This is a genomic window from Bacillus sp. Bvel1, assembly GCF_014872755.1.
Classification (GTDB): domain Bacteria; phylum Bacillota; class Bacilli; order Bacillales; family Bacillaceae; genus Bacillus; species Bacillus velezensis.
The window spans coordinates 499,469-520,386 of record NZ_JAAOBZ010000007.1 but is presented as its reverse complement, the minus strand read 5'-3'; the positions used below and the strand labels follow the sequence as shown (position 1 = coordinate 520,386).

At 47.5% G+C, this 20,918-nt stretch carries 23 protein-coding genes; 17 read left to right on the top strand and 6 right to left on the bottom strand.

The window, feature by feature from the left end; all coding sequences use genetic code 11:
• Window positions 1–16 precede the first annotated feature (16 nt).
• The 12 genes from HAP68_RS11730 to spo0A all read left to right on the top strand — a co-directional run bounded on the left by HAP68_RS11730 (window position 17) and on the right by spo0A (window position 12,264).
• On the top strand, window positions 17–424 hold the full coding sequence (locus HAP68_RS11730; RefSeq protein ID WP_003153156.1) for an Asp23/Gls24 family envelope stress response protein: 408 nt from the start codon (window positions 17–19) through the stop codon (window positions 422–424).
• Between the two features lie 264 nt (window positions 425–688).
• Window positions 689–1,081: a transcription antitermination factor NusB gene (gene nusB, locus HAP68_RS11725; protein ID WP_003153163.1), complete on the top strand. Its 393-nt coding sequence runs from the start codon at window positions 689–691 to the stop codon at window positions 1,079–1,081.
• Window positions 1,082–1,092: 11 nt separating this feature from the next.
• Complete coding sequence (folD, locus tag HAP68_RS11720) at window positions 1,093–1,944, top strand: bifunctional methylenetetrahydrofolate dehydrogenase/methenyltetrahydrofolate cyclohydrolase FolD (protein WP_007408350.1); 852 nt, start codon at window positions 1,093–1,095, stop codon at window positions 1,942–1,944.
• Window positions 1,945–2,067: 123 nt separating this feature from the next.
• Window positions 2,068–3,414, top strand: coding sequence for an exodeoxyribonuclease VII large subunit (gene xseA / locus HAP68_RS11715; protein ID WP_024085593.1), 1,347 nt, complete (start codon window positions 2,068–2,070; stop codon window positions 3,412–3,414).
• Entirely contained in the window at window positions 3,411–3,665 is a 255-nt protein-coding gene (locus tag HAP68_RS11710) for an exodeoxyribonuclease VII small subunit (protein WP_007408352.1), read from the top strand. Before xseA ends, HAP68_RS11710 begins: the two co-directional genes overlap by 4 nt.
• Window positions 3,655–4,545 (top strand): polyprenyl synthetase family protein, encoded by an 891-nt coding sequence (locus HAP68_RS11705; RefSeq protein ID WP_014305396.1) that lies wholly within the window; start codon window positions 3,655–3,657, stop codon window positions 4,543–4,545. Before HAP68_RS11710 ends, HAP68_RS11705 begins: the two co-directional genes overlap by 11 nt.
• 143 nt (window positions 4,546–4,688) lie before the next feature.
• Window positions 4,689–6,590, top strand: a complete 1,902-nt coding sequence (dxs, locus tag HAP68_RS11700; RefSeq protein ID WP_024085592.1) for a 1-deoxy-D-xylulose-5-phosphate synthase — start codon at window positions 4,689–4,691, stop codon at window positions 6,588–6,590.
• Window positions 6,587–7,432, top strand: coding sequence for a TlyA family RNA methyltransferase (locus tag HAP68_RS11695; RefSeq protein ID WP_015388017.1), 846 nt, complete (start codon window positions 6,587–6,589; stop codon window positions 7,430–7,432). Before dxs ends, HAP68_RS11695 begins: the two co-directional genes overlap by 4 nt.
• 96 nt (window positions 7,433–7,528) lie before the next feature.
• A complete protein-coding gene (gene ahrC, locus HAP68_RS11690) occupies window positions 7,529–7,978 on the top strand; it encodes a transcriptional regulator AhrC/ArgR (protein ID WP_003153173.1) in 450 nt (149 codons plus the stop codon).
• 31 nt (window positions 7,979–8,009) lie between these two features.
• Window positions 8,010–9,740 (top strand): DNA repair protein RecN, encoded by a 1,731-nt coding sequence (gene recN / locus HAP68_RS11685; protein ID WP_024085591.1) that lies wholly within the window; start codon window positions 8,010–8,012, stop codon window positions 9,738–9,740.
• A 162-nt stretch (window positions 9,741–9,902) separates the two neighbouring features.
• Window positions 9,903–11,183, top strand: coding sequence for a SpoIVB peptidase (spoIVB, locus tag HAP68_RS11680; RefSeq protein WP_007408360.1), 1,281 nt, complete (start codon window positions 9,903–9,905; stop codon window positions 11,181–11,183).
• Between the two features lie 280 nt (window positions 11,184–11,463).
• Window positions 11,464–12,264, top strand: coding sequence for a sporulation transcription factor Spo0A (gene spo0A / locus HAP68_RS11675; protein WP_003153177.1), 801 nt, complete (start codon window positions 11,464–11,466; stop codon window positions 12,262–12,264).
• Between the two features lie 147 nt (window positions 12,265–12,411).
• On the opposite strand, the gene alr is transcribed toward spo0A, so the two are convergent.
• From alr to HAP68_RS11645, 6 genes are all read right to left on the bottom strand, one after another.
• Entirely contained in the window at window positions 12,412–13,593 is a 1,182-nt protein-coding gene (alr, locus tag HAP68_RS11670; protein ID WP_014305393.1) for an alanine racemase, read from the bottom strand.
• 175 nt (window positions 13,594–13,768) lie between these two features.
• Window positions 13,769–13,981 carry a spore germination protein gene (locus HAP68_RS11665; protein ID WP_014305392.1) on the bottom strand — a complete coding sequence of 71 codons (213 nt, stop codon included), beginning with the start codon at window positions 13,979–13,981 and terminating at the stop codon, window positions 13,769–13,771.
• Between the two features lie 125 nt (window positions 13,982–14,106).
• Window positions 14,107–14,319: a spore germination protein gene (locus tag HAP68_RS11660; protein ID WP_024085590.1), complete on the bottom strand. Its 213-nt coding sequence runs from the start codon at window positions 14,317–14,319 to the stop codon at window positions 14,107–14,109.
• 125 nt (window positions 14,320–14,444) lie between these two features.
• The gene (locus HAP68_RS11655; protein ID WP_024085589.1) at window positions 14,445–15,563 is read right to left on the bottom strand and encodes an NADH-dependent flavin oxidoreductase; all 1,119 of its coding nucleotides are present in this window, start codon (window positions 15,561–15,563) and stop codon (window positions 14,445–14,447) included.
• Window positions 15,564–15,656: 93 nt separating this feature from the next.
• Window positions 15,657–15,794 carry a hypothetical protein gene (locus tag HAP68_RS11650; RefSeq protein ID WP_014470646.1) on the bottom strand — a complete coding sequence of 46 codons (138 nt, stop codon included), beginning with the start codon at window positions 15,792–15,794 and terminating at the stop codon, window positions 15,657–15,659.
• A gap of 290 nt (window positions 15,795–16,084) precedes the next feature.
• Window positions 16,085–16,717, bottom strand: coding sequence for a helix-turn-helix domain-containing protein (locus HAP68_RS11645; RefSeq protein WP_014305389.1), 633 nt, complete (start codon window positions 16,715–16,717; stop codon window positions 16,085–16,087).
• A 146-nt stretch (window positions 16,718–16,863) separates the two neighbouring features.
• On the opposite strand from HAP68_RS11645, the gene ytaF reads away from it, so the two are divergent.
• The 5 genes from ytaF (at window position 16,864) to HAP68_RS11620 (ending at window position 20,906) form a co-directional block, all read left to right on the top strand.
• Window positions 16,864–17,487, top strand: coding sequence for a sporulation membrane protein YtaF (ytaF, locus tag HAP68_RS11640; RefSeq protein ID WP_014305388.1), 624 nt, complete (start codon window positions 16,864–16,866; stop codon window positions 17,485–17,487).
• Window positions 17,488–17,794: 307 nt separating this feature from the next.
• Window positions 17,795–18,112 (top strand): hypothetical protein, encoded by a 318-nt coding sequence (locus HAP68_RS11635; RefSeq protein ID WP_041481880.1) that lies wholly within the window; start codon window positions 17,795–17,797, stop codon window positions 18,110–18,112.
• 20 nt (window positions 18,113–18,132) lie between these two features.
• A complete protein-coding gene (locus tag HAP68_RS11630; protein WP_007612483.1) occupies window positions 18,133–18,759 on the top strand; it encodes an N-acetylmuramoyl-L-alanine amidase family protein in 627 nt (208 codons plus the stop codon).
• Window positions 18,760–18,846: 87 nt separating this feature from the next.
• The gene (locus tag HAP68_RS11625) at window positions 18,847–19,584 is read left to right on the top strand and encodes a glycerophosphodiester phosphodiesterase (protein WP_003153194.1); all 738 of its coding nucleotides are present in this window, start codon (window positions 18,847–18,849) and stop codon (window positions 19,582–19,584) included.
• A 140-nt stretch (window positions 19,585–19,724) separates the two neighbouring features.
• Entirely contained in the window at window positions 19,725–20,906 is a 1,182-nt protein-coding gene (locus HAP68_RS11620; RefSeq protein WP_024085588.1) for an acetyl-CoA C-acetyltransferase, read from the top strand.
• Window positions 20,907–20,918 lie beyond the last annotated feature (12 nt).

Genomic DNA, 20,918 nt, shown 5'->3' with positions numbered 1-20,918 from the left:
GCGGGAGGTGAATTGAATGGAAGACAACAGTGTGCTTAAAATGGATCATGACGAGGCTCATTTAGGCAAGGTTGAAATTGCTCCTGAGGTCATTGAAGTCATTGCCGGCATCGCCGCTTCCGAAGTTGAAGGAGTTGCTGAAATGCGCGGCAATTTCGCCACCGGCGTCGTAGAACGCTTCGGCAAAATCAATCACGGTAAAGGCGTAAAGGTCGATTTAGCCGATGACGGGATTACCATCGACGTCTATTGCGTCGTTCAATTCGGGATCTCGATCCCGAAAGTGGCGGCAAGCGTTCAGGAGAATATCCGCCAAACCTTATTAAACATGACGTCTCTGACCATTAATGAAATCAATATTCATATCGTCGGCATTCAATTTGACACGAAAGCCCAAGAAGTCGAAATCGACGAAGAAATGTAATGAGCGTATAAAAACCAAGGGGATGGGCAGCCCTTTGGTTTTTTATACGTTTCCCGTCATTTCAGGCATGAAGAAAGCCGGCTTACAAACGGCAGCCGAGTTTCTTCATGCTGTGAAATCCGAATGAAATTAATACGGTTTGTGAAAATATTCGGCATTAGGGTGAAAAAACCTAAATTTCGACATGCGATTGAGAAAAAAATATGTTATGATCTCTTTAAGCTTAACGACAAGCGGATAAAGCGGATCTGAAGGAGAAAGAAAATGAAAAGAAGAACAGCTAGAGAAAAAGCTTTGCAGGCACTTTTTCAGATTGATGTCAGCGATATTGCACCGAACGAGGCCATTGAGCACGCGCTTGATGGTGAAAAAACAGATGCCTTCTTTGAACAGCTGGTGTACGGAGTGATCGAACATCAGGTTCAGCTTGATGAAATGATTTCCGGCCATCTCGTCAATTGGAAGCTTGACCGGATTGCAAACGTAGACCGCGCGATCCTGCGTCTGGCGGTGTATGAAATGGTTTATACTGACGACATTCCTGCTAACGTGTCATTAAACGAAGCAATCGAGCTGGCAAAACGGTTCGGCGACGATAAAGCTGCAAAATTCGTAAACGGGGTTCTTTCTAACATTAAAACTGATATCGAATCATAGGAGGAAAGAAAATGACTGCAACAATCATCGACGGAAAAGAAACGGCTAAAGAAAAACGCGAACAATTGGCAAAAGAAGTAGAAGAGCTGAAAGCACAAGGCGTAGTGCCCGGTTTGGCGGTCATTTTAATCGGAGACGATCCCGCTTCTGTTTCATATGTGACAGGCAAGAAAAAAGCCGCTGAAACAATGGGAATGAAATTTAAACTTGACCGCTTTGACTCAAGCTTAACCGAGGCGGAGCTTTTAACAGTGATTGATCAGTATAATCAAAATCCGGAATTCCACGGCATTCTCGTCCAGCTGCCGCTTCCGGATCATATTTCTGAAAAAGCCGTAATCGAGCGGATCTCTCCCGATAAGGATGTTGACGGTTTCCACCCTCTCAACGTCGGGAAAATGCTGCTTGGCGAAGATACATTTCTACCATGCACGCCGCACGGAATTGTCGAGTTATTGAAAAAGACGAACGTAGATCTTTCCGGCAAAGAAGTTGTTGTAGTCGGACGAAGCAATATTGTCGGTAAACCGGTCGGCCAGCTGCTGCTGAACGAAAACGCGACCGTCACATATTGCCATTCCCGTACGAAAAATATGTCTGAGCATACGAAAAAAGCAGATATTCTTGTGGTAGCGGTCGGTAAAGCGAATTTCATCAAAGCCGATCAAATCAAAGAGGGCGCCATTGTCATTGATGTCGGCGTCAACCGTCTCGAAAGCGGAAAACTCTGCGGAGACGTTCAGTTTGATGAAGCGAAAGAAAAAGCATCTTTCATTACGCCGGTGCCGGGCGGAGTAGGTCCGATGACCATCACAATGCTTGCGCATAATACTGTTAAATCTGCCAGACGTACGTTATCATAGATAACCGGAGACAGTCACAAAAAGTGTGACAATGAGCACGATACCCGCTTCTTAAGGCTCCTTTCAGCCAGAGCGGGTTTTCTTAGTTTAGGGCAAAAAGCCTTTATGAAAGGAGTGCAGGATGTGAGTGAAGCGGCATATGTCACGGTTTCCGCGCTGACCAAATACATTAAACGAAAATTCGATGTGGACCCTCATCTTGAAGACATTTGGATTAAGGGTGAGCTCTCCAATGTTAAAATTCATACGAGAGGCCACATCTATTTTACATTAAAAGATGAGCATGCCCGCATGCAGGCCGTCATGTTTCAAAGACAAAGTTCGAGGCTTGCGTTTAAGCCCGAGGACGGAATGAAGGTCATCGTAAGAGGCGGCATTTCCGTCTATGAACCGAGCGGAAGCTATCAGCTGTACGCGAAAGAAATGCAGCCGGACGGTGTGGGGGCGCTCTACTTAGCATATGAAGAATTAAAGAAAAAACTTGCCGGCGAAGGGTTGTTTGATGACCGGCATAAGCAGGCCATCCCCGCTTTTCCGGCCACGATCGGGGTCGTCACGTCACCGACGGGAGCAGCCGTCAGAGACGTCATTACCACACTCAAAAGAAGATACCCCCTTGTGAAAGTCATTGTGCTTCCCGCGCTCGTTCAAGGTGAAAATGCCAGCAGATCAATTGTGAAGCGCATTGAAGAAGCCAATGCACAAAAAATGTGTGACGTCCTGATCGTCGGAAGGGGAGGGGGCTCGATCGAAGAATTGTGGGCATTTAACGAAGAAATCGTGGCCCGGGCGATTTTTGCTTCCGTCATTCCGATTATATCAGCCGTCGGACATGAAACGGATTTTACAATCAGTGATTTCGTCGCGGATATCCGGGCGGCAACGCCGACAGGAGCGGCAGAAATCGCCGTCCCGCACACGACGGACTTAATGGAACGGACAAAAACGGCGGAAGTCCGCCTGACAAGAGCGATGCAGCAGCATATCAGCAAGAAAAAAGAACGGGTTCAATCGCTCCAGTCATCCTACGCGTTCCGTTTTCCGAAACGATTGTATACCCAAAAGGAACAGCAGTTTGATCTTTTGTATCAGCAGTTCCAATCACAGCTCACAGGGCTTACGGACAGGAAACAAAGGCAGCTGGAGCGGAATACGTACAGATTAACGGCGCTCCACCCTGAAACCCAGCTGAAACAGGCGAAAAAACGGTACGAGGAGCGCTCAAATCAGCTCGCCCGAAGCATGAATGTCCAGCTGAAGCAGCTTCATTCGCAGTTTCAGACGGTTCTTGGTAAACTGAATGCATTAAGTCCCCTTCAGGTGATGGAGAGAGGATACAGTCTGGCCTATAAAGATAAAGAGCTGATCAAAAGCGTTGATCAAGTGGAACAAAATGATACGCTTGAAGTAAAGATGACAGACGGCGTTCTGACGTGTGAAGTATTGCAAAAGAGAGGCGAACGAAAATGACAGAAACCAAAAAAAGTGAAGAGCTGACATTTGAAGAGGCGATGAAAGGCCTTGAAGGCATTGTGGCAAAGCTTGAAGAAGGAGACGTGCCGCTTGAGCAGGCGATTAATTATTTTCAGGAAGGGATGGCCCTTTCAAAAATGTGCCATGAAAAGCTTCAGCATGTCGAAAAGCAAATGGACTTTATTTTAAAAGATAACGGCGAACTTGCACCTTTCAGCGTTCAGGAGGAAGACGAAGGTGACAAATAAACTGGACGCATTTTTAGCATCGCGCAAAAAACTGATTGAACAGCAGCTTTCTTTGTATACGGAACGGCTTGCGATGCCTGAAATCCTCAAAAAATCTATGCTGTATTCTTTGGAAGCGGGCGGAAAGAGGCTGCGCCCCCTCGTCGTCTTAGCCGTTCTGAATGCTTACGGAAAAGATGAAAAAGACGGGATTCCGGTCGGATGCGCTGTCGAAATGATTCATACGTATTCCTTAATCCATGATGATCTTCCTTGCATGGACGATGATGATCTCCGCCGGGGAAAGCCCACAAACCATAAAGTCTTCGGAGAAGCGGCAGCCGTATTGGCCGGAGACGGGCTTCTGACAGAAAGCTTTAAATTGATCACATCCCACGTGTCTGAGGCGGTTTCAGCAGAAAAACGGCTCCGTCTCGTCGATGAGCTGATCAGCGCGGCAGGAACGGAAGGAATGGTCGGCGGGCAGGCTGCCGACATGGAAGCGGAACAAAAGCGGATAACGCTTGAGGAGCTGGAATCCATCCACGAGCGGAAAACGGCCAAGCTCCTCGGTTTTTCTGTGACGGCGGGCGCCATTTTGGCAGATGCGCCGGAGGATGAAGTCGAAAAGCTGCGTCTGTTCAGCAGCCATATCGGCATCGGATTTCAAATCAGAGATGACATCCTTGATATTGAAGGGCATGAGGAGAAGATCGGCAAACCGGTCGGCTCAGACACGTCGAATGAAAAGTCAACGTATCCGTCGCTTTTAACGCTTGAAGGCGCGAAAGAGAAGCTGGCGTATCATATCAGCGAGGCGAAACGGATCATCAGCGGCCTTTCTCTTCAGAAAGAACTGCTGCATGACCTCTGTGATTTAATCGCGGCGAGAGATCATTAAAAACGGTCCTGATTTGAAGGGGCTGCCGCTCCTATGGTAAAATGTAAGCAGTTTCGATGAAAATACAAAGGGAGTCTTTTTCTTTTTTCAAAAAGACACTGTTTAATTTGCAGAAATTCATGCTGAAAGTGAGTTGATCCGCTTTGGATCTTTTATCAATACAGGACCCGTCATTTCTTAAAAAGATGTCAATTGAACAGCTGGAAGAGCTGAGTGAGGAAATCCGCAATTTCCTCATCACATCGCTGTCTGCCTCTGGCGGCCATATCGGGCCGAACCTCGGGGTTGTCGAGCTGACAATTGCGCTTCACAAAGAATTTGACAGTCCGAAAGATAAATTTTTATGGGATGTCGGACATCAGTCCTATGTTCATAAACTGTTAACCGGGCGCGGCAAGGAGTTTGAAACCTTGCGCCAATATAAAGGGCTTTGCGGTTTCCCGAAGCGCAGCGAAAGCGAACATGACGTATGGGAAACAGGCCACAGCTCAACATCGCTCTCAGGCGCGATGGGAATGGCAGCCGCCCGTGATATTAAAGGATCGAAAGAATATATCATCCCGATTATCGGAGACGGCGCTTTAACCGGAGGAATGGCGCTCGAAGCGCTGAACCATATCGGTGATGAGAAAAAAGATATGATCGTCATCCTGAATGATAATGAGATGAGCATTGCGCCGAATGTCGGGGCAATTCATTCTATGCTGGGACGGCTTCGCACGGCCGGCAAATATCAATGGGTAAAAGACGAGCTTGAATATTTATTTAAGCGCATCCCGGCCGTCGGCGGAAAATTGGCCGCCACAGCGGAACGGATAAAAGACAGCTTAAAATATATGCTTGTGTCAGGCATGTTTTTTGAAGAGCTGGGCTTTACGTATTTAGGCCCTGTTGACGGTCATTCCTACCACGAACTGTTTGAAAACCTGCAATACGCCAAAAAAACGAAAGGTCCTGTCCTTTTGCATGTCATTACGAAAAAGGGCAAAGGCTATAAACCGGCTGAGACCGACACAATCGGCACATGGCACGGAACGGGGCCTTATAAAATCAATACGGGTGATTTCGTCAAGCCGAAAGCCGCGGCGCCTTCATGGAGCGGACTTGTCAGCGGCACCGTGCAGGAGCTGGCGCGCGAGGATGACAGAATTGTCGCGATTACACCGGCTATGCCGGTCGGCTCTAAGCTTGAAGGATTTGCGAAAGAATTTCCTGAGCGCATGTTTGACGTCGGAATCGCAGAACAGCATGCGGCGACAATGGCCGCGGGAATGGCGCTTCAGGGTATGAAGCCGTTTCTTGCGATTTATTCGACCTTTTTACAGCGGGCGTACGATCAGGTCGTCCATGATATCTGCCGTCAAAACGCGAATGTATTTATCGGCATTGACCGCGCCGGTTTGGTCGGCGCTGACGGGGAGACGCATCAAGGCGTCTTTGACATCGCCTTTTTGCGGCATATACCGAACCTCGTTTTAATGATGCCGAAGGATGAAAATGAAGGCCGCCATATGGTCAATACAGCCCTTTCATACGAGGAAGGTCCGATTGCGATGCGCTTCCCGCGCGGAAACGGGCTCGGCGTTAAGATGGATAAAGAGCTGAAAACCATTCCGATCGGAACATGGGAAGTGCTCCGTCCCGGAAAAGACGCGGTCATTTTAACATTCGGTACGACCATTGAAATGGCGCTGGAAGCGGCTGAAGAACTGCAAAAAGAAGGCCTGTCCGTGCGTGTCGTGAATGCGAGGTTCATAAAGCCGATTGATAAACAAATGATGAAGGCCATTCTTAATGAAGGTCTGCCGATTTTAACGATAGAAGAAGCTGTGCTTGAAGGCGGATTCGGCAGCACGATTCTTGAATACGCTCATGACCTCGGCATGTATCATACACCGATTGACAGAATGGGCATCCCAGACCGGTTTATTGAACACGGCAGCGTAACCGCCCTGCTTGAAGAAATCGGTCTCACGAAGGCTGAGGTTATGAATCGGATAAAACTGCTGATGCCGCCGAAGACACATAAAGGAATTGGATCATGACAGCAAAAAAAGAACGATTAGATGTACTTCTTGTAGAAAAAGGCCTTGCGGAAACGCGGGAAAAAGCGAAACGCGCCATTATGGCGGGCATCGTATACTCAAATGAAAACCGATTGGACAAACCGGGTGAAAAAATCGCCCGGGATCTTCCGTTAACGGTAAAAGGAAACCCTCTTAAATACGTCAGCAGAGGCGGATTAAAACTTGAAAAAGCCTTGGAAGTGTTTCCTGTCTCGGTAAAAGGCAAAACGATGATTGACATCGGCTCGTCTACAGGGGGATTCACGGATTGCGCCCTCCAAAACGGAGCTGAGCGGTCCTACGCAGTGGATGTCGGCTATAATCAGCTTGCTTGGAAGCTCAGACAGGACGAGAGGGTCGTCGTCATGGAACGGACGAATTTCCGCTATTCCGAGCCTTCCGATTTCACAGAGGGTTTGCCGGAATTTGCGACAATCGATGTTTCTTTCATCTCACTCCGCCTCATTCTGCCGGTTTTAAAAACGCTGCTTGTACCGGGGAGCGATTGTATCGCACTGGTGAAGCCGCAATTTGAAGCCGGACGGGAATCCGTCGGAAAAAAAGGCATTGTCAGAGATCCCGGCGTTCATGCTGACGTTCTCCGCCGCATGAATCAATTTGCCGCTTCTGAAGGATATACAGTGAAAGGACTGTCCTTCTCACCGATTACAGGGGGAGACGGCAATATTGAGTTTCTGCTTCATCTGGAATGGGGCGGAGAAGACGGAAACGGCGCTGAACTGCCGGAAGAAGATATTCTCCGTATCGTCCGCGAAGCACATGAGACATTAAAAGCCAAAAAGACAGATGTACCGGAATAATAGGGGGCTATTATTCCTTTTTTCTGCCATCATGTACTTTTTATCAAGAAGCGGTTAACATAATGACAAGAACAGCTTGAAAACAGAGGTGCTTACATGACAAAAGGCCAAAGGCATATAAAAATCAGAGAGCTTATTACAAGCCATGAGATTGAAACGCAGGATGACTTAGTTGACATGCTGAGAGAAGAAGGATATAAGGTAACCCAGGCGACTGTCTCCAGAGACATTAAAGAGCTGCATCTCGTAAAGGTGCCGACGAACAACGGCTCCTACAAATACAGCCTGCCGGCGGATCAGCGGTTCAATCCGCTGTCAAAACTGAAGCGTTCATTAATGGATGCGTTCGTAAAAATTGACTCAGCAAGCCATATGATCGTATTAAAAACGATGCCGGGGAATGCTCAGGCAATCGGCGCTCTGATGGATAATCTCGAATGGGAAGAAATCATGGGCACGATCTGCGGAGATGACACGATCTTAATCATCTGCAGGACGCCTGAAGATACGGAAGGCGTACAAAGCCGTCTTTTGGAGCTGCTGTAGCGTAATTATCAGATAAAAGGTGGAATGCTGTTTGTTAGCTGAACTATCAATAAAAAACTTTGCCATTATAGAGGAACTGACGATTTCGTTTGAACGGGGGCTCACCGTCCTGACGGGAGAAACAGGGGCCGGCAAGTCAATTATTATAGACGCCGTTTCCCTATTAGTCGGCGGACGCGGCTCGTCCGAATTTGTCCGTTACGGTGAAACAAAGGCCGAGCTTGAAGGACTGTTTCTATTGGACAGCGGTCATCCCGTTTTTGAAGTATGCCGTGAGCAGGGAATAGACGCATCTGACGACATGATTGTCATGAGAAGGGACATCAATGCCGGAGGAAAAAGCGTCTGCCGTGTCAACGGAAAATTAGTGACGATTGCGGCTTTAAGGGAAATCGGCAGACTTTTATTAGATATTCACGGACAGCATGATAACCAGCTGTTAATGGAGGACGACAAACACTTGGAGCTTTTGGATAAATTTGCGGGCGCTGAGGCCGAATCCGCGCTTCAGGCTTACCATGAAGGCTATGAGCGTTATATGGAGCTGCTCAAAAAAGTGAAGAAGCTGTCAGAAAGCGAGCAGGAAATGGCGCATCGGTTAGACCTGATTCAATTTCAGCTTGAAGAAATCGAGTCGGCGAAGCTTGAATTGAATGAAGACGAACTTCTTCAGGAAGAGCGGAAGCAGATATCCAACTTTGAAAAAATTTATGAATCATTGCAAAACGCCTATAATGCGCTCCGCAGCGAGCAGGGGGGGCTTGACTGGGTCGGAATGGCCTCTGCCCAGCTTGAAGATATTTCGGATATCAATGAACCGCTGCAAAAGCTGTCTGAAAGTGTGTCAAGTTCCTATTATCTGCTGGAGGATGCAACCTTTCAAATGCGCAATCTGTTAGATGATCTGGAATATGACCCGGAACGGCTGAATTTTATTGAAACCCGTTTAAATGAGATCAAACAGCTGAAGCGCAAATACGGAGCGACGGTAGAAGACATTTTGGAATACGGCTCTAAAATAGAAGAGGAAATCGATCAAATCGAGAACCGCGACAGCCACCTTGAAGCCCTGAAGAAGGAATTGGAGTCGGTCGGCAAAGATGTGGCCGTAGAAGCCGCCAATTTATCAAAAATCAGAAAAGCATGGGCCAAGAAACTGGCGGAAGCGATTCATCAGGAATTACAAAGTCTGTATATGGGCAAATCAACGTTTGATACGGAATTTCTCGTGAAAACCGATCCGTCAGCCAGTGAAGCACCGGTTGTTAACGGGCAGCCCGTGCAGCTTACCCAAAAGGGGATCGACCTTGTGAAGTTTTTAATTTCAACAAACACCGGTGAGCCTTTAAAACCGCTGTCAAAGGTCGCTTCCGGAGGCGAGCTTTCAAGGGTGATGCTGGCGATGAAGAGTATTTTTTCTTCCCAGCAGGATGTCACCTCCATCATCTTTGACGAAGTGGACACCGGTGTAAGCGGGCGGGTTGCCCAAGCCATCGCGGAAAAAATCCATAAAGTATCGACCGGTTCACAGGTGCTCTGCATTACACACCTGCCGCAGGTTGCCGCTATGGCGGATACGCACCTTCTGATCGCAAAAGAATTCAAAGACGGACGGACGACAACGCATGTCACGCCGCTTTCCAAGCAGGATAAGGTAGCGGAAATCGGCCGCATGATTGCGGGTGTTGAAGTGACCGATCTGACAAAACGGCATGCACAAGAGCTTTTAAAACAGGCCGGACAGGTAAAAACGACAGGATAAGCTGCTGATACAGGCAGCTTATTTTTTGTTCCATTTCTCTAACAGTGTATCCAATGTTTTTCTTCGTATGCCGGTTATAAATCAAGCGCAGGAAGGCAAAAGTATAGATGTAGCAGAAAAAGAAAGTGGTGTGGGATAGGAGCGAGGAGAGTGAAGGAATGAATGCACGATAACATGAGGAAAGCAATAGGTGTAATTCTCCTTGTTTCTTTACTAAGTGTAGGCTTTTTTAAGCCGTTTAAAGAATATTTACTGATACCGTCAGAAATGAGCGTCTTTGAAAACCAGACACAGGCCGTTCCGGTCAATGCATCAATAAGCGCTGAAAAGGGCGAATTATCAGAAGCCTTTACGCTGAAAGAAGAGCACGGTCATGCAAACATAACAGGGCAAACACAAGGCAGGTCAGAAGTAGTATATGATCTTGCCGGATTTCCCATTAAAAAAACGAAAGTGCGTGTCCTTCCTGAATTGAAGGTCATTCCGGGCGGACAGTCCATCGGTGTAAAACTGCATTCAGTCGGTGTTTTGGTCGTCGGTTTTCACCAGGTGATGACAAAGGATGGGAAAAAGTCTCCGGGAGAACAAGCGGGTATTGAATCTGGCGACATCATTATTAAAATGAACGGACATAAAATTGAAAAAATGAGCGACATCGCCCCGTTTATTCAAAAAGCGGGCAAAACCGGTGAATCTCTGGATTTATTGGTGAAACGCGATAAGCAAAAAATCAAAACAAAGCTGATTCCGACAAAGGACGAAGCCGAGGGGAAATATCGAATCGGCCTTTATATCCGTGATTCGGCAGCCGGCATCGGCACCATGACATTTTTTGAACCGAAAACAAAAAAATACGGCGCATTGGGCCACGTCATCTCTGATATGGATACAAAAAAACCGATTGTTGTAGAAGACGGAGAAATCGTCCGTTCTACTGTAACATCGATTGAAAAAGGAAAAGGCGGCAATCCAGGCGAAAAACTGGCAAGGTTTTCGTCAGAACGGAAAACGATCGGCGATATTAACCGCAACAGCCCGTTCGGCATTTTTGGGACACTGCATCAGCCGATTAAAAACAACATTTCCGACAAAGCGCTTCCGATTGCTTTGTCAAATGAAGTAAAAAAAGGACCTGCGCAAATGCTGACGGTTATCGAAAACGATAAAGTAGAGAAATTTGATATTGAAATCGTCAGCACCACGCCGCAAAAATTCCCGGCGACAAAGGGAATGGTATTGAAAGTGACAGATCCGAAACTGCTGAAAAGAACCGGCGGAATCGTTCAGGGGATGAGCGGAAGCCCGATCATCCAGAACGGAAAGGTCGTCGGAGCCGTAACCCACGTATTTGTCAATGATCCGACAAGCGGCTATGGCGTTCATATCGAATGGATGCTGTCTGAAGCGGGTGTTGATGTTTACGGGAAAGACAAAGCAAGCTGACTGCCGGATGATCCGGCAGTTTTTTTATGTGATGCGTTCTTCACTTCTTTCCGGGATTCATGTAAAATAAGACATGAAGATTTTTCGACAAATTCACGTTTCCTGATTTGTCAAACTTAATTTTTAGTCGAAAAACCTAGAAAATGCTAGAAAAACAAAGATATACCACTATTATTGGTAAATATGGATTTTTTAAAAGGGGAAGTAGTGGTTTTGTCGAATGTAACATATAGCAGTCAAATGGGTTGCGTCCTGTTAATACATTGGGGGAGGAAGAAACGTGGAGAAAATTAAAGTTTGTGTTGCTGATGATAATCGAGAGCTTGTAAGCCTGTTGAGTGAATATATAGAGGGACAGGATGATATGGAAGTGATCGGCGTTGCTTATAACGGACAGGAATGTCTTTCTTTGTTTAAAGATAAGAATCCCGATGTGCTCGTGTTAGACATTATCATGCCGCATCTGGACGGACTTGCGGTTTTGGAGCGTCTGCGTGAATCAGAGCTTGAGAAGCAGCCGAACGTCATCATGCTGACGGCATTCGGTCAGGAAGACGTTACGAAAAAAGCCGTCGATTTAGGCGCATCCTATTTCATCCTGAAGCCGTTTGATATGGAAAACCTTGTCGGCCATATCCGCCAGGTAAGCGGAAATGTCAGCAGTGTCACACACCGTGCGCCGTCTGCGCAAAGCAGCATTATCCGCAGCCAGCCGGAGCCGAAGCGGAAAAATCTCGATGCCAGCATTACAAGCATTATCCATGAGATCGGTGTGCCTGCCCATATCAAAGGCTATCTTTATTTGCGTGAAGCCATTTCCATGGTGTATAACGATATTGAACTCCTCGGCAGCATCACAAAAGTCCTTTATCCCGACATCGCCAAAAAATTCAACACGACCGCAAGCCGTGTAGAACGGGCCATCCGCCACGCCATTGAAGTCGCATGGAGCAGGGGAAATATTGATTCCATTTCTTCACTGTTCGGATATACGGTAAGCATGACAAAAGCAAAACCAACCAACTCGGAATTCATCGCGATGGTTGCTGACAAGCTGAGATTGGAGCATAAAGCTTCGTAACGCAAGCCTTTGGCTAAATGTCTTTTTGCGCCTTCTATTCCGTGCATGAACGCGGAAGAGAAGGCGTTTTGAGATTTTGCTGACGAAAACAATGGAAACCACTCACGCCGGTACTTGTTCTATACATAAATACGGGAACTATGCCGTCTATACGTATAATACCGGAGCTGATATTTTAATGATTTTGCCGTCTCTGAAATAAAAGCGGGGGATGCGGCGGCTTAACACAGACAGGACTTCGTAGCTGATCGTACCGAGCATTTCGGCAATTTCATCAACGGAAATCTCGGCTTCTTTTTGTTTGCCGTAGATGACGACTTCTTCTCCTTGTTTGCCCTCATTCTCACCTAAACTGACCATTATCATATCCATTGTCACTCTCCCCGCCACCGGCACCCGTCTGCCGCGGTGCAGAATAAACCCGCGGTTGGACAGGGCGCGGGAGTAACCGTCAGCATAGCCGATCGGAATCGTCGCGATGATTTCACCCGGTTCGGCGATATATGTGGCGCCATAACTGACGGTCCGGGGATCTGTCACCATAGCTTTCACATAAGCGATACGCGCCTTTAAACTTAGTGCGGGTGTGAGATCCACGAGGTTCAGTTCCTTTATCGAGGCGGACGGATATAAACCATATAACCCAATACCTAAACGGATCATGTCGGCGCTGAATTCCGGGAATGCGATAGCGGCGGCTGTATTGCACATATGCACGGTAGGCAGCGTAATGTCTTGATTTTTTAAAAAGCGGAGAAAGCTGATAAACTTTTCGTGCTGCAGCATCGTCAGCTCAGTGTCCGGTTCATCCGCTGTTGAAAAATGTGTAAAGATGCCATCCCATGACAGGTATGTACTCGACTTGAGCGCTTTCACCACTGCTAAAAGATCTTCTTCTGTGCGCACACCCAGCCGGCCCATTCCGGTATCCACATTGATATGAATGGACAGCCGTTTCGACTCTGCTTCTTTTTCCAATATCCGATTCGCTTTTTTGATCCAGCTGTCCTGAAACGCTGATAATGTGATGTTCCAAACGGCAGATTTTTTCACACAGCTGAGAGCTGTGAAGCCGAGCACAAGAATAGGCGCCTTAATTCCCGCTCTCCGTAACACAATTCCCTCTTCGACGCTGGCGACAGCAAGCTCGCTCGCCCCGCTTTCCAGTGCCTGCCGCGCTACTTCCACAGAGCCGTGGCCATAAGCGTTCGCTTTTACGACGGCCATAATTTTAGACGTATTCGGAATATGGCGGCGGATCGCCCGTACGTTCTTTTTTATCGCATCAAGGTCAACTTCAATCCAAACTTCCCGGCAAAGTTTTTTCATCACGATTCCTTCTTTCCTTAATGAGATTCAGTACTCATGCTTTCAATCTGCATTCTATTCATCTTTAACTGAAATCATTCAAAACATGGAAAGGTGATCGTTGATGTTTAATATCAAGTTTTCGGGGAATCAGTGTGCCTGCTTTATTTATGCAGTAAGGGCAGCATGGCGGCCCTTACAATGACTTTACAATATTCTGATCTGAAAATTGATGTTCAAACATTTTGGACTGGCTTACAGCATTGTTTTGAATGACAATGCCGATATTTCCCCCTCCGGCACCGAAAACGGTTTTTGATGCAGTCAGCGGACTGATGGATATGGCGCCGCCAACATTGACAACTCCGTTTCCTGATACGTTGTTTATCGTAATCGGGCAACCGCTCATTCTATTTTTTCTCCTTTCTCTCACAGTCTACTAACTATATGTACGCTGTGATATGGAATAAGATTAAACAAAACGGCAAAAAGAATCCGGCTGCTGCCAGCCGGAAAGGGAGGGAAATACGGATATCATAATGTTTTCGTTACATTTTGATCAGAGTATTGAGAGTTTGAAGATTGAGATGTGCTGGATTGATTCATTTGCAGGACCATACCTGTATTTCCCCCTCCTGAGCCGTAGACGGTTTTTGATACGGTTAAAGGACTTATCGAAAACGCACCGCCGATATTGACAACCCCGTTTCCGGAAAGACTGTTAATCGTAATAGGGAAACCAGCCATCATATACGGTCTCCTTTCTATTAATCTATTTACTATATGTACGCTGTGTGTTAGAAATAGGAGTAAACAAAGCGGTAAAAACTTGTGAATCAAAAAAACTGCCGGACATCCGGCAGTTTTTTAGTCTACTTTTCAAACGGCACCCAGCCGCCTGTATTCTGAATCATTTCCCATAACGGTTCAGGAAGTCGGTATTTCTCGATTTCAGATGCCTGAATGGCTTTTTCGATTTCCTGTTCGCGGCCTTCTTTGACCAGCACCGCCCATTCGGGGTTAATCAAAATGACACGTCCCAGAGCCACCAGCGGAATTCCGCTTTCTAATACGGCAAGCGCTTCGTCCGCGGTATAGATGGAACCGACGGCCATCAGCGGCACTTTATGGCCGATGCGTTCGTTTAATAAATCCATCCGGGTCCGTGAAGTATCCGCGCCGCGGCGGGCTTTGGAATTGACATCCATCAGTGAAATATGCAGATAATCCAAGTTCTCTTCTGCAAGCGCGTCGGCGAGCATGAATGTTTCTTTCATTGTAAGCCCCGGTGTTTCCGGCTCTTCCGGTGACAGGCGGTAGCCGAGAACGAATGGATTTTCAGCGTGTGTATCAATCGCCTGTTTGACAGCGTCAACGACTGCAAGCGGGAACGCAAGGCGCTTTTCATCGCTTCCGCCCCAGCGGTCTGTGCGCCGGTTTGTTTTCGGTGAATAAAATTGGTGAATCAGGTACCCGTTTGCCCCGTGAATTTCAACACCGTCAAAGCCGGCTTCAATCGCTCTGCGTGTCGCTTCGCCGAATGCTTTCACGATGTGCTCAATTTCTTGTTCTGTGAGAGCACGGGACGTTTGTCTGCCGTCTTCTTCTGAGCCGCTCGGACTGACGACGTCGTTGTTTGGCACGAGTTCAGGAGGGCATTCCAAGCCTCCGTGGTGAATCTGCACAACGGCTTTAGCTCCTTGAGACTGGATCGCCTGAGCGAGTTTTTTCAAGCCGGGAATGTGAGAATCATCATAGATGCCGGGCTGGCCTGGAAACGCTTTGCCGTCCGGCGTTACGTTTGCACATGCTGTAATGACCATGCCCATTTCTTTTGAACGGGGAGTAATGTAGCTTAATTCACGGTCGGAAATCGTTCCGTCATCATTTGATGAATAGTGTGTCATCGGTGCGACTGAAATACGGTTTGGTATAGTGACACCGCTTTCGAACGTAAAAGGTTCAAACAGCGGTTTAAAAGTTTGCTTCATCATTTCGCCTTCTTCCTTAGGAGTTTAACTCGTCCGTATTCTAGCTTATGTTTTCATTGTGTGCAATTATTTTGCTTGTTCTTCTTCCTGAGGTTATGACCGGCTGAACCATTTAAACGAATGAAACGGTTTTCTCCGTTCCTTTTCAGGATCTTTATATCCTCCTGAAATTTGATGGCCGATCGAGCTGAATATGACAGCGGCGGCGAAGAGGAGAATGATTTTTTTCATATGCATATCTTCTTTCTTATCTTTTACATGGTTATTTATAAGCATACGCTTGTGCGAAAAAACCGTCAATTTGTTTATTCTTTTTTCCACTTTCCTGCGGCGAATATCGTTCCGATCTGAATCACAACACTTAACAGAGCGCACACTGCCACAACTGTGTTGCTGTCCATAGAAGACACCCTCCTTTTTGTTAGGTTGATGTATCATATGACGGCTGTCTCTGTTTTGACAAAACCGTAATGCGGTGTTTCATATTTTTCAACACAAAAAGGGCGCTTTTTTAAGCGCCTTTACTTTTTTTTCAGCCGGTTCAAAGCGATTTGAACGGCGATGGCGTCATCCAGGTAGCCGATCGGAAACATGTAATCCGGGATAACGTCGGTCGCTAAAATATAATACAGCAGCGCGCTCCCGAGAATCGCGCGGTCTTCAGCCGGTGTTGATTCATCCATATACTGATGATGCATGTTTTTCAAATGGTCAATAAAAGGGCCGACGCTTTCTTCATTGTCCATTTTCTTTTGAAACTCATCGCAAATCAGGCGATGGCCCTGCTGGGTTTTGGTGTATTGTTCATATCTGGTCAGTTCACGCTCAATTTGCTCCCGGGAAAAAGGCTGATCAAACATCTCGGCCATATTCAGCATATCCTGAATCGCGTGCATCGGGTCTTGCGGCGCAGCTTCTTTTTCATGGCCGATGTCTATGCCTGACGCCTCAAGCAATTCCTCCAGCGGGGTGCGGAGGTGTTTTGAAAATTCCTGAAGATGCTTTAAATTGGCCTTCTGTTTGCCGTTGATAATCCGGGAGATAGTGGCCGTATCAATGTTTGTTAAGGCGCCGAGTTTTCTCATGGAGAGCGAGTGCTTATCAAGCAGTGATTTTAAAAGGGGTCCCAGTGTCTTATTTTTATTTTCTGTCAAGGGTGTCACCTCGTTTCCGCCGGAATGATGATCGTCAATCAATAATTTTTGCAGAAAAGGTACCTTTTCTGTGCTGCTGAATAGGATAGTGTAGATTCAACGGCACAACATGTTGAAAAGACATCAAAGAATGGAGAGAAACGAACATGGCTTGGTTATTGATTTTAGGTTTGGCAGTGTCCTCAAGCATTGATAATTTAGGAGTGGGGATGTCATACGGCATCAGAAAAATCAAAATATCGCATGCGTCAAATATGATGATCGCTTTTATCTGTTTTGTATTCAGTTATATCGGAATTTATTTCGGCAAATGGATTTCAGCCGTTTTACCGGGCTTTCTTCCTGTATTGCTGGCGGCGTTTATTTTATCTGTCATCGGTATCCGCATCATTCTGCTGGCTGTGCCGAGAAAAACAGCGCGTGTTGGCGCGTCAGGAAAAAAAGGCCGTTTTGCCGGTCTGCTGCAAAATCCGGAGGCAGCGGATGCCGACGGTTCGGGAGAAATCGGTATATTGGAATCCTTGGTTCTCGGGGTGGCCGTATCCGCAAATGCGCTGACCAACGGATTAAGCGCGGGGTTGATCGGGCTTTCTCCCGCTGCCATTTCCATTACTGCGGCGGTCGGAAGCTTTCTGACCATATGGATCGGCTGCTCGCTTGGAAAAAAAGCCGCTTCATTGCGCATCGGTTCTTTTCACGTCGGACAGTTCAGCACGGTGCTGAGCGGAGTGATTATTCTCATCATTGCCGCCAATACGCTGCTCTTTTAAGTTGTCCCGTTCATTTTATGAAAAGCTCAAAATAAATATGAATGTTTCTATTCGGGAGAGTGCATGACGCGGCTCTCTTTTTTGCCGATCTGATATTTTTTCAAAATGAACAGAAAGTCGTCCGTTTCCGTTAAATTCTGCATATTCGGCCTTCAGACAGAACCTTTTTCATAGACTGATCAGCTTGTTTTCTTTCTAAGTTCAGGTAAACAGCAGGTCAGATAGCCTTCATTCCAAAGATGGAAAAACGCTGGAGGAATGGAGGCTCCCTTTACAAATCGGCCATTCTGTTCAAAGATAAAGCCGAATGAGAAAACGTGAGGTGATCTGTGTGAAGTCTGCCATACTTCTGATCTTCACCGCATGGCTGTTATCAGGCTGCGAGTATACCGCGGAGGCTGATGCGGCGCCGTCATTTACACAGGAAGGAACATTTATAAAAGCGGCCGGAAACGATACGATCGCGGTCGAAATTGACGGAGAAAGGCAAGAGGTGAAGGTGCCTTTCGCTAAGCGGTTTGAATGTCAGTCTCTGCCTGAACATACGGCGGTGCAAATCACCTATAAAAAAGAGAGCAACGGACAATTACGGCTTGAGAAACTGAAAAAAGAAACAGATATGTGAAAACGGGGAGGAAAAAAAACGTGGGTTTACTGACAAAAAGCGCTGCTGCCTTCGGTGCCGCTCTGCTTCTGCTTGCGCCGTCCGCTTATGCAGCCGAACCTTTGCAAGGGAAAACCATCTATATCGATGCCGGACATGGCGGAGAAGACAGCGGAGCCGGCGGAAATGGACTGCTTGAGAAAAACATCAATTTAGCGGTGTCAAACAAGGTGATCGCCAAATTGGAGACAGAAGGCGCAAAACCTGTAGCTTCAAGGACTGACGATACTTTTTTACGTTTGGACGAGCGGGTGGCGAAAGCGAGCGCCAGCCAATCCGATTTATTCGTCAGCCTCCATACGAATTCAGCCGTATCAACGGCATCGGGCACGGAAACGTATTTTAATTCGACATATGAAGGAGCGGACAGCGAAAGGCTTGCTTCCGACATTCAGCAGCAGCTTGTCACGTCTTTAGGGATGAGGGACAGAGGCGTAAAAGAAGCTCCTTTTTATGTTATTACATATTCAAAGATGCCGAGTGTGCTGGCTGAATTAGGTTTTATCACAAATCCTCAAGATGCGGACAAGCTGAAAAGCGATAACGGACAAGAGCACGCCGCGGACGCCGTTGTAAACGGAATCGAAACCTATTACAGCGGACGGTAATGATAAAATATGTGTAAATAGCGCCCTCCTGATGTGCATAACGATTATAATAGAGAAAACCGATGACAAACATCTGAGGTGACACATATGACGAATATTTTTGCCCACCGGGGGGCGTCGGGCGACTGCCCTGAAAATACGATGCCCGCATTCAAAAAAGCGATTGAGGACGGGGCTGACGGAATTGAACTTGATGTACAGATGACAAAAGACGGCCGGATCGTGGTCATTCACGATGAAACCCTCGACCGCACGACATCTTTGAAAGGATTTGTGAAAGATACGGCGTATGACAAAATCAGAACCGCCGATGCCGCCGGAAAATGGAAAGATTCTTTTAAAGGTGTCAGAATTCCGCTTTTGTCAGATGTGCTGCGTTTTGCGGAACGTGCTGATTTTCTGATAAACATTGAGCTGAAAAACAGTGTATTCCGTTACGAAGGAATGGAAGAAGAAGTGATCAAAAAAGTCAGATATTACGGACTGGAAAAGCGCGTTATTTTTTCTTCATTTAATCATGAGAGTCTCGCGGTGTGCCACGCCCTGGCGCCTGAAATTGAACGGGCGGTGCTGACAATGGATGTGCTGTACCGGCCTGAACGGTATCTTGCCGCCATTCCCGCTTCGGGTTATCATCCGAAGCTCGGCACGCCGGCGGTCAGCGCTGAAGTGATCACACATCTTGCAAAACACCAAGCGGCGCTCCGTCCGTTCACCGTCAATCGTCCTGAGGATATGAAGCGGCTGATGAAAGCGGGGATAGACGCAATTTTTACCGACTATCCAAAGCTGGCTGTTTCTATAAAAGAAGAATGCCGCAGCTGAGAAGACTGGTCAGACAGTCTTCTTTTTTTATGGGCGGGAAAAAGGCGGTGCACTCATAACTCGGTCAGCCGGTTCATATATTGTAACAGGGCGTTTTGTGTAAGCGTTATCTTTTATCTTATTGAAAGTGAGGCAAAATTGTGGGAAAAACGGTTATCGTCAGTGCGGCAAGAACGCCGTTCGGAAAATTCGGCGGCGCATTAAAAGAGGTAAAGGCATCCGAGCTTGGCGGCATTGCCATAAAAGAAGCAATCAAGCGCGCCGCTATCAGTGAAAGCGAAGCGGAAGGAGCGGTGATGGGGATGGTCGTCCAGGCGGGTGCCGGGCAGATTCCGGCACGGCAGGCTGCAAGATATGCCGGGCTTCCGTGGTCTGTTCCGGCTGAAACCATTAATAAAGTCTGTGCATCAGGGCTCAGAGCCGTTACCATCTGTGATCAAATGATCCGGGCGAAAGACGCGGACGTGCTGATTGCAGGCGGAATGGAAAGCATGAGCAACATCCCGTACGCCATTCCGGCCGGCCGCTGGGGTGTGAGGATGGGGGACGGGGTTTTTCAGGATTTAATGGTTCATGACGGGCTGACCTGTGCGTTCGACCAGGTGCATATGGCTGTCCACGGAAGCACTGCGGCCAAAAAGTACGGCATTTCCCGAGATGAACAGGATCATTACGCTCTTTTGAGTCAGAAACGCGCGGCTGAGGCGGCTGATGCGGGCAAATTGCGTGAAGAAATTGTCCCCGTCACCTGGACCGGCAAAAAGGGCAAACAGCATATCGTTGAAGCGGATGAGGGGCTGCGTCCTGATACAAGCCTTGAGCAGCTCGCAGCGCTCAAGCCGATTTTCACAGCCGACGGAACGGTTACAGCCGGAAACGCTCCCGGTGTAAATGACGGGGCCGGAGCATTTGTGCTGATGTCAGAGGAAAAAGCAGCAAAGCAGCATGTCAGGCCGCTCGCAGCGATACTTGGCTTTGCGTCCGTCGGACTGGAAGCGTCCGAGCTGGCAAGCGCGCCGGGAGAGGCCATCAGCCGGCTCTTGAAAAAAACCGGACTGTCCGTTGACGATATTGATTTGTTTGAAGTAAATGAAGCATTTGCGTCCGTCGTGCTCGTGAGTGAAAAAATAGCCGGGTTCAGCCGGGAGAAAGTGAATGTAAACGGAGGGGCAATCGCGTTCGGCCACCCGATCGGCGCAAGCGGAGCGAGAATCGTCATGAGTTTAATATACGAATTAAAGCGTCGCGGAGGGGGGTTAGGCATAGCGGCTATATGCAGCGGAGCGGCTCAAGGAGATGCCGTCCTGCTGGAGGTGTACTGATCAAAGGAGGGA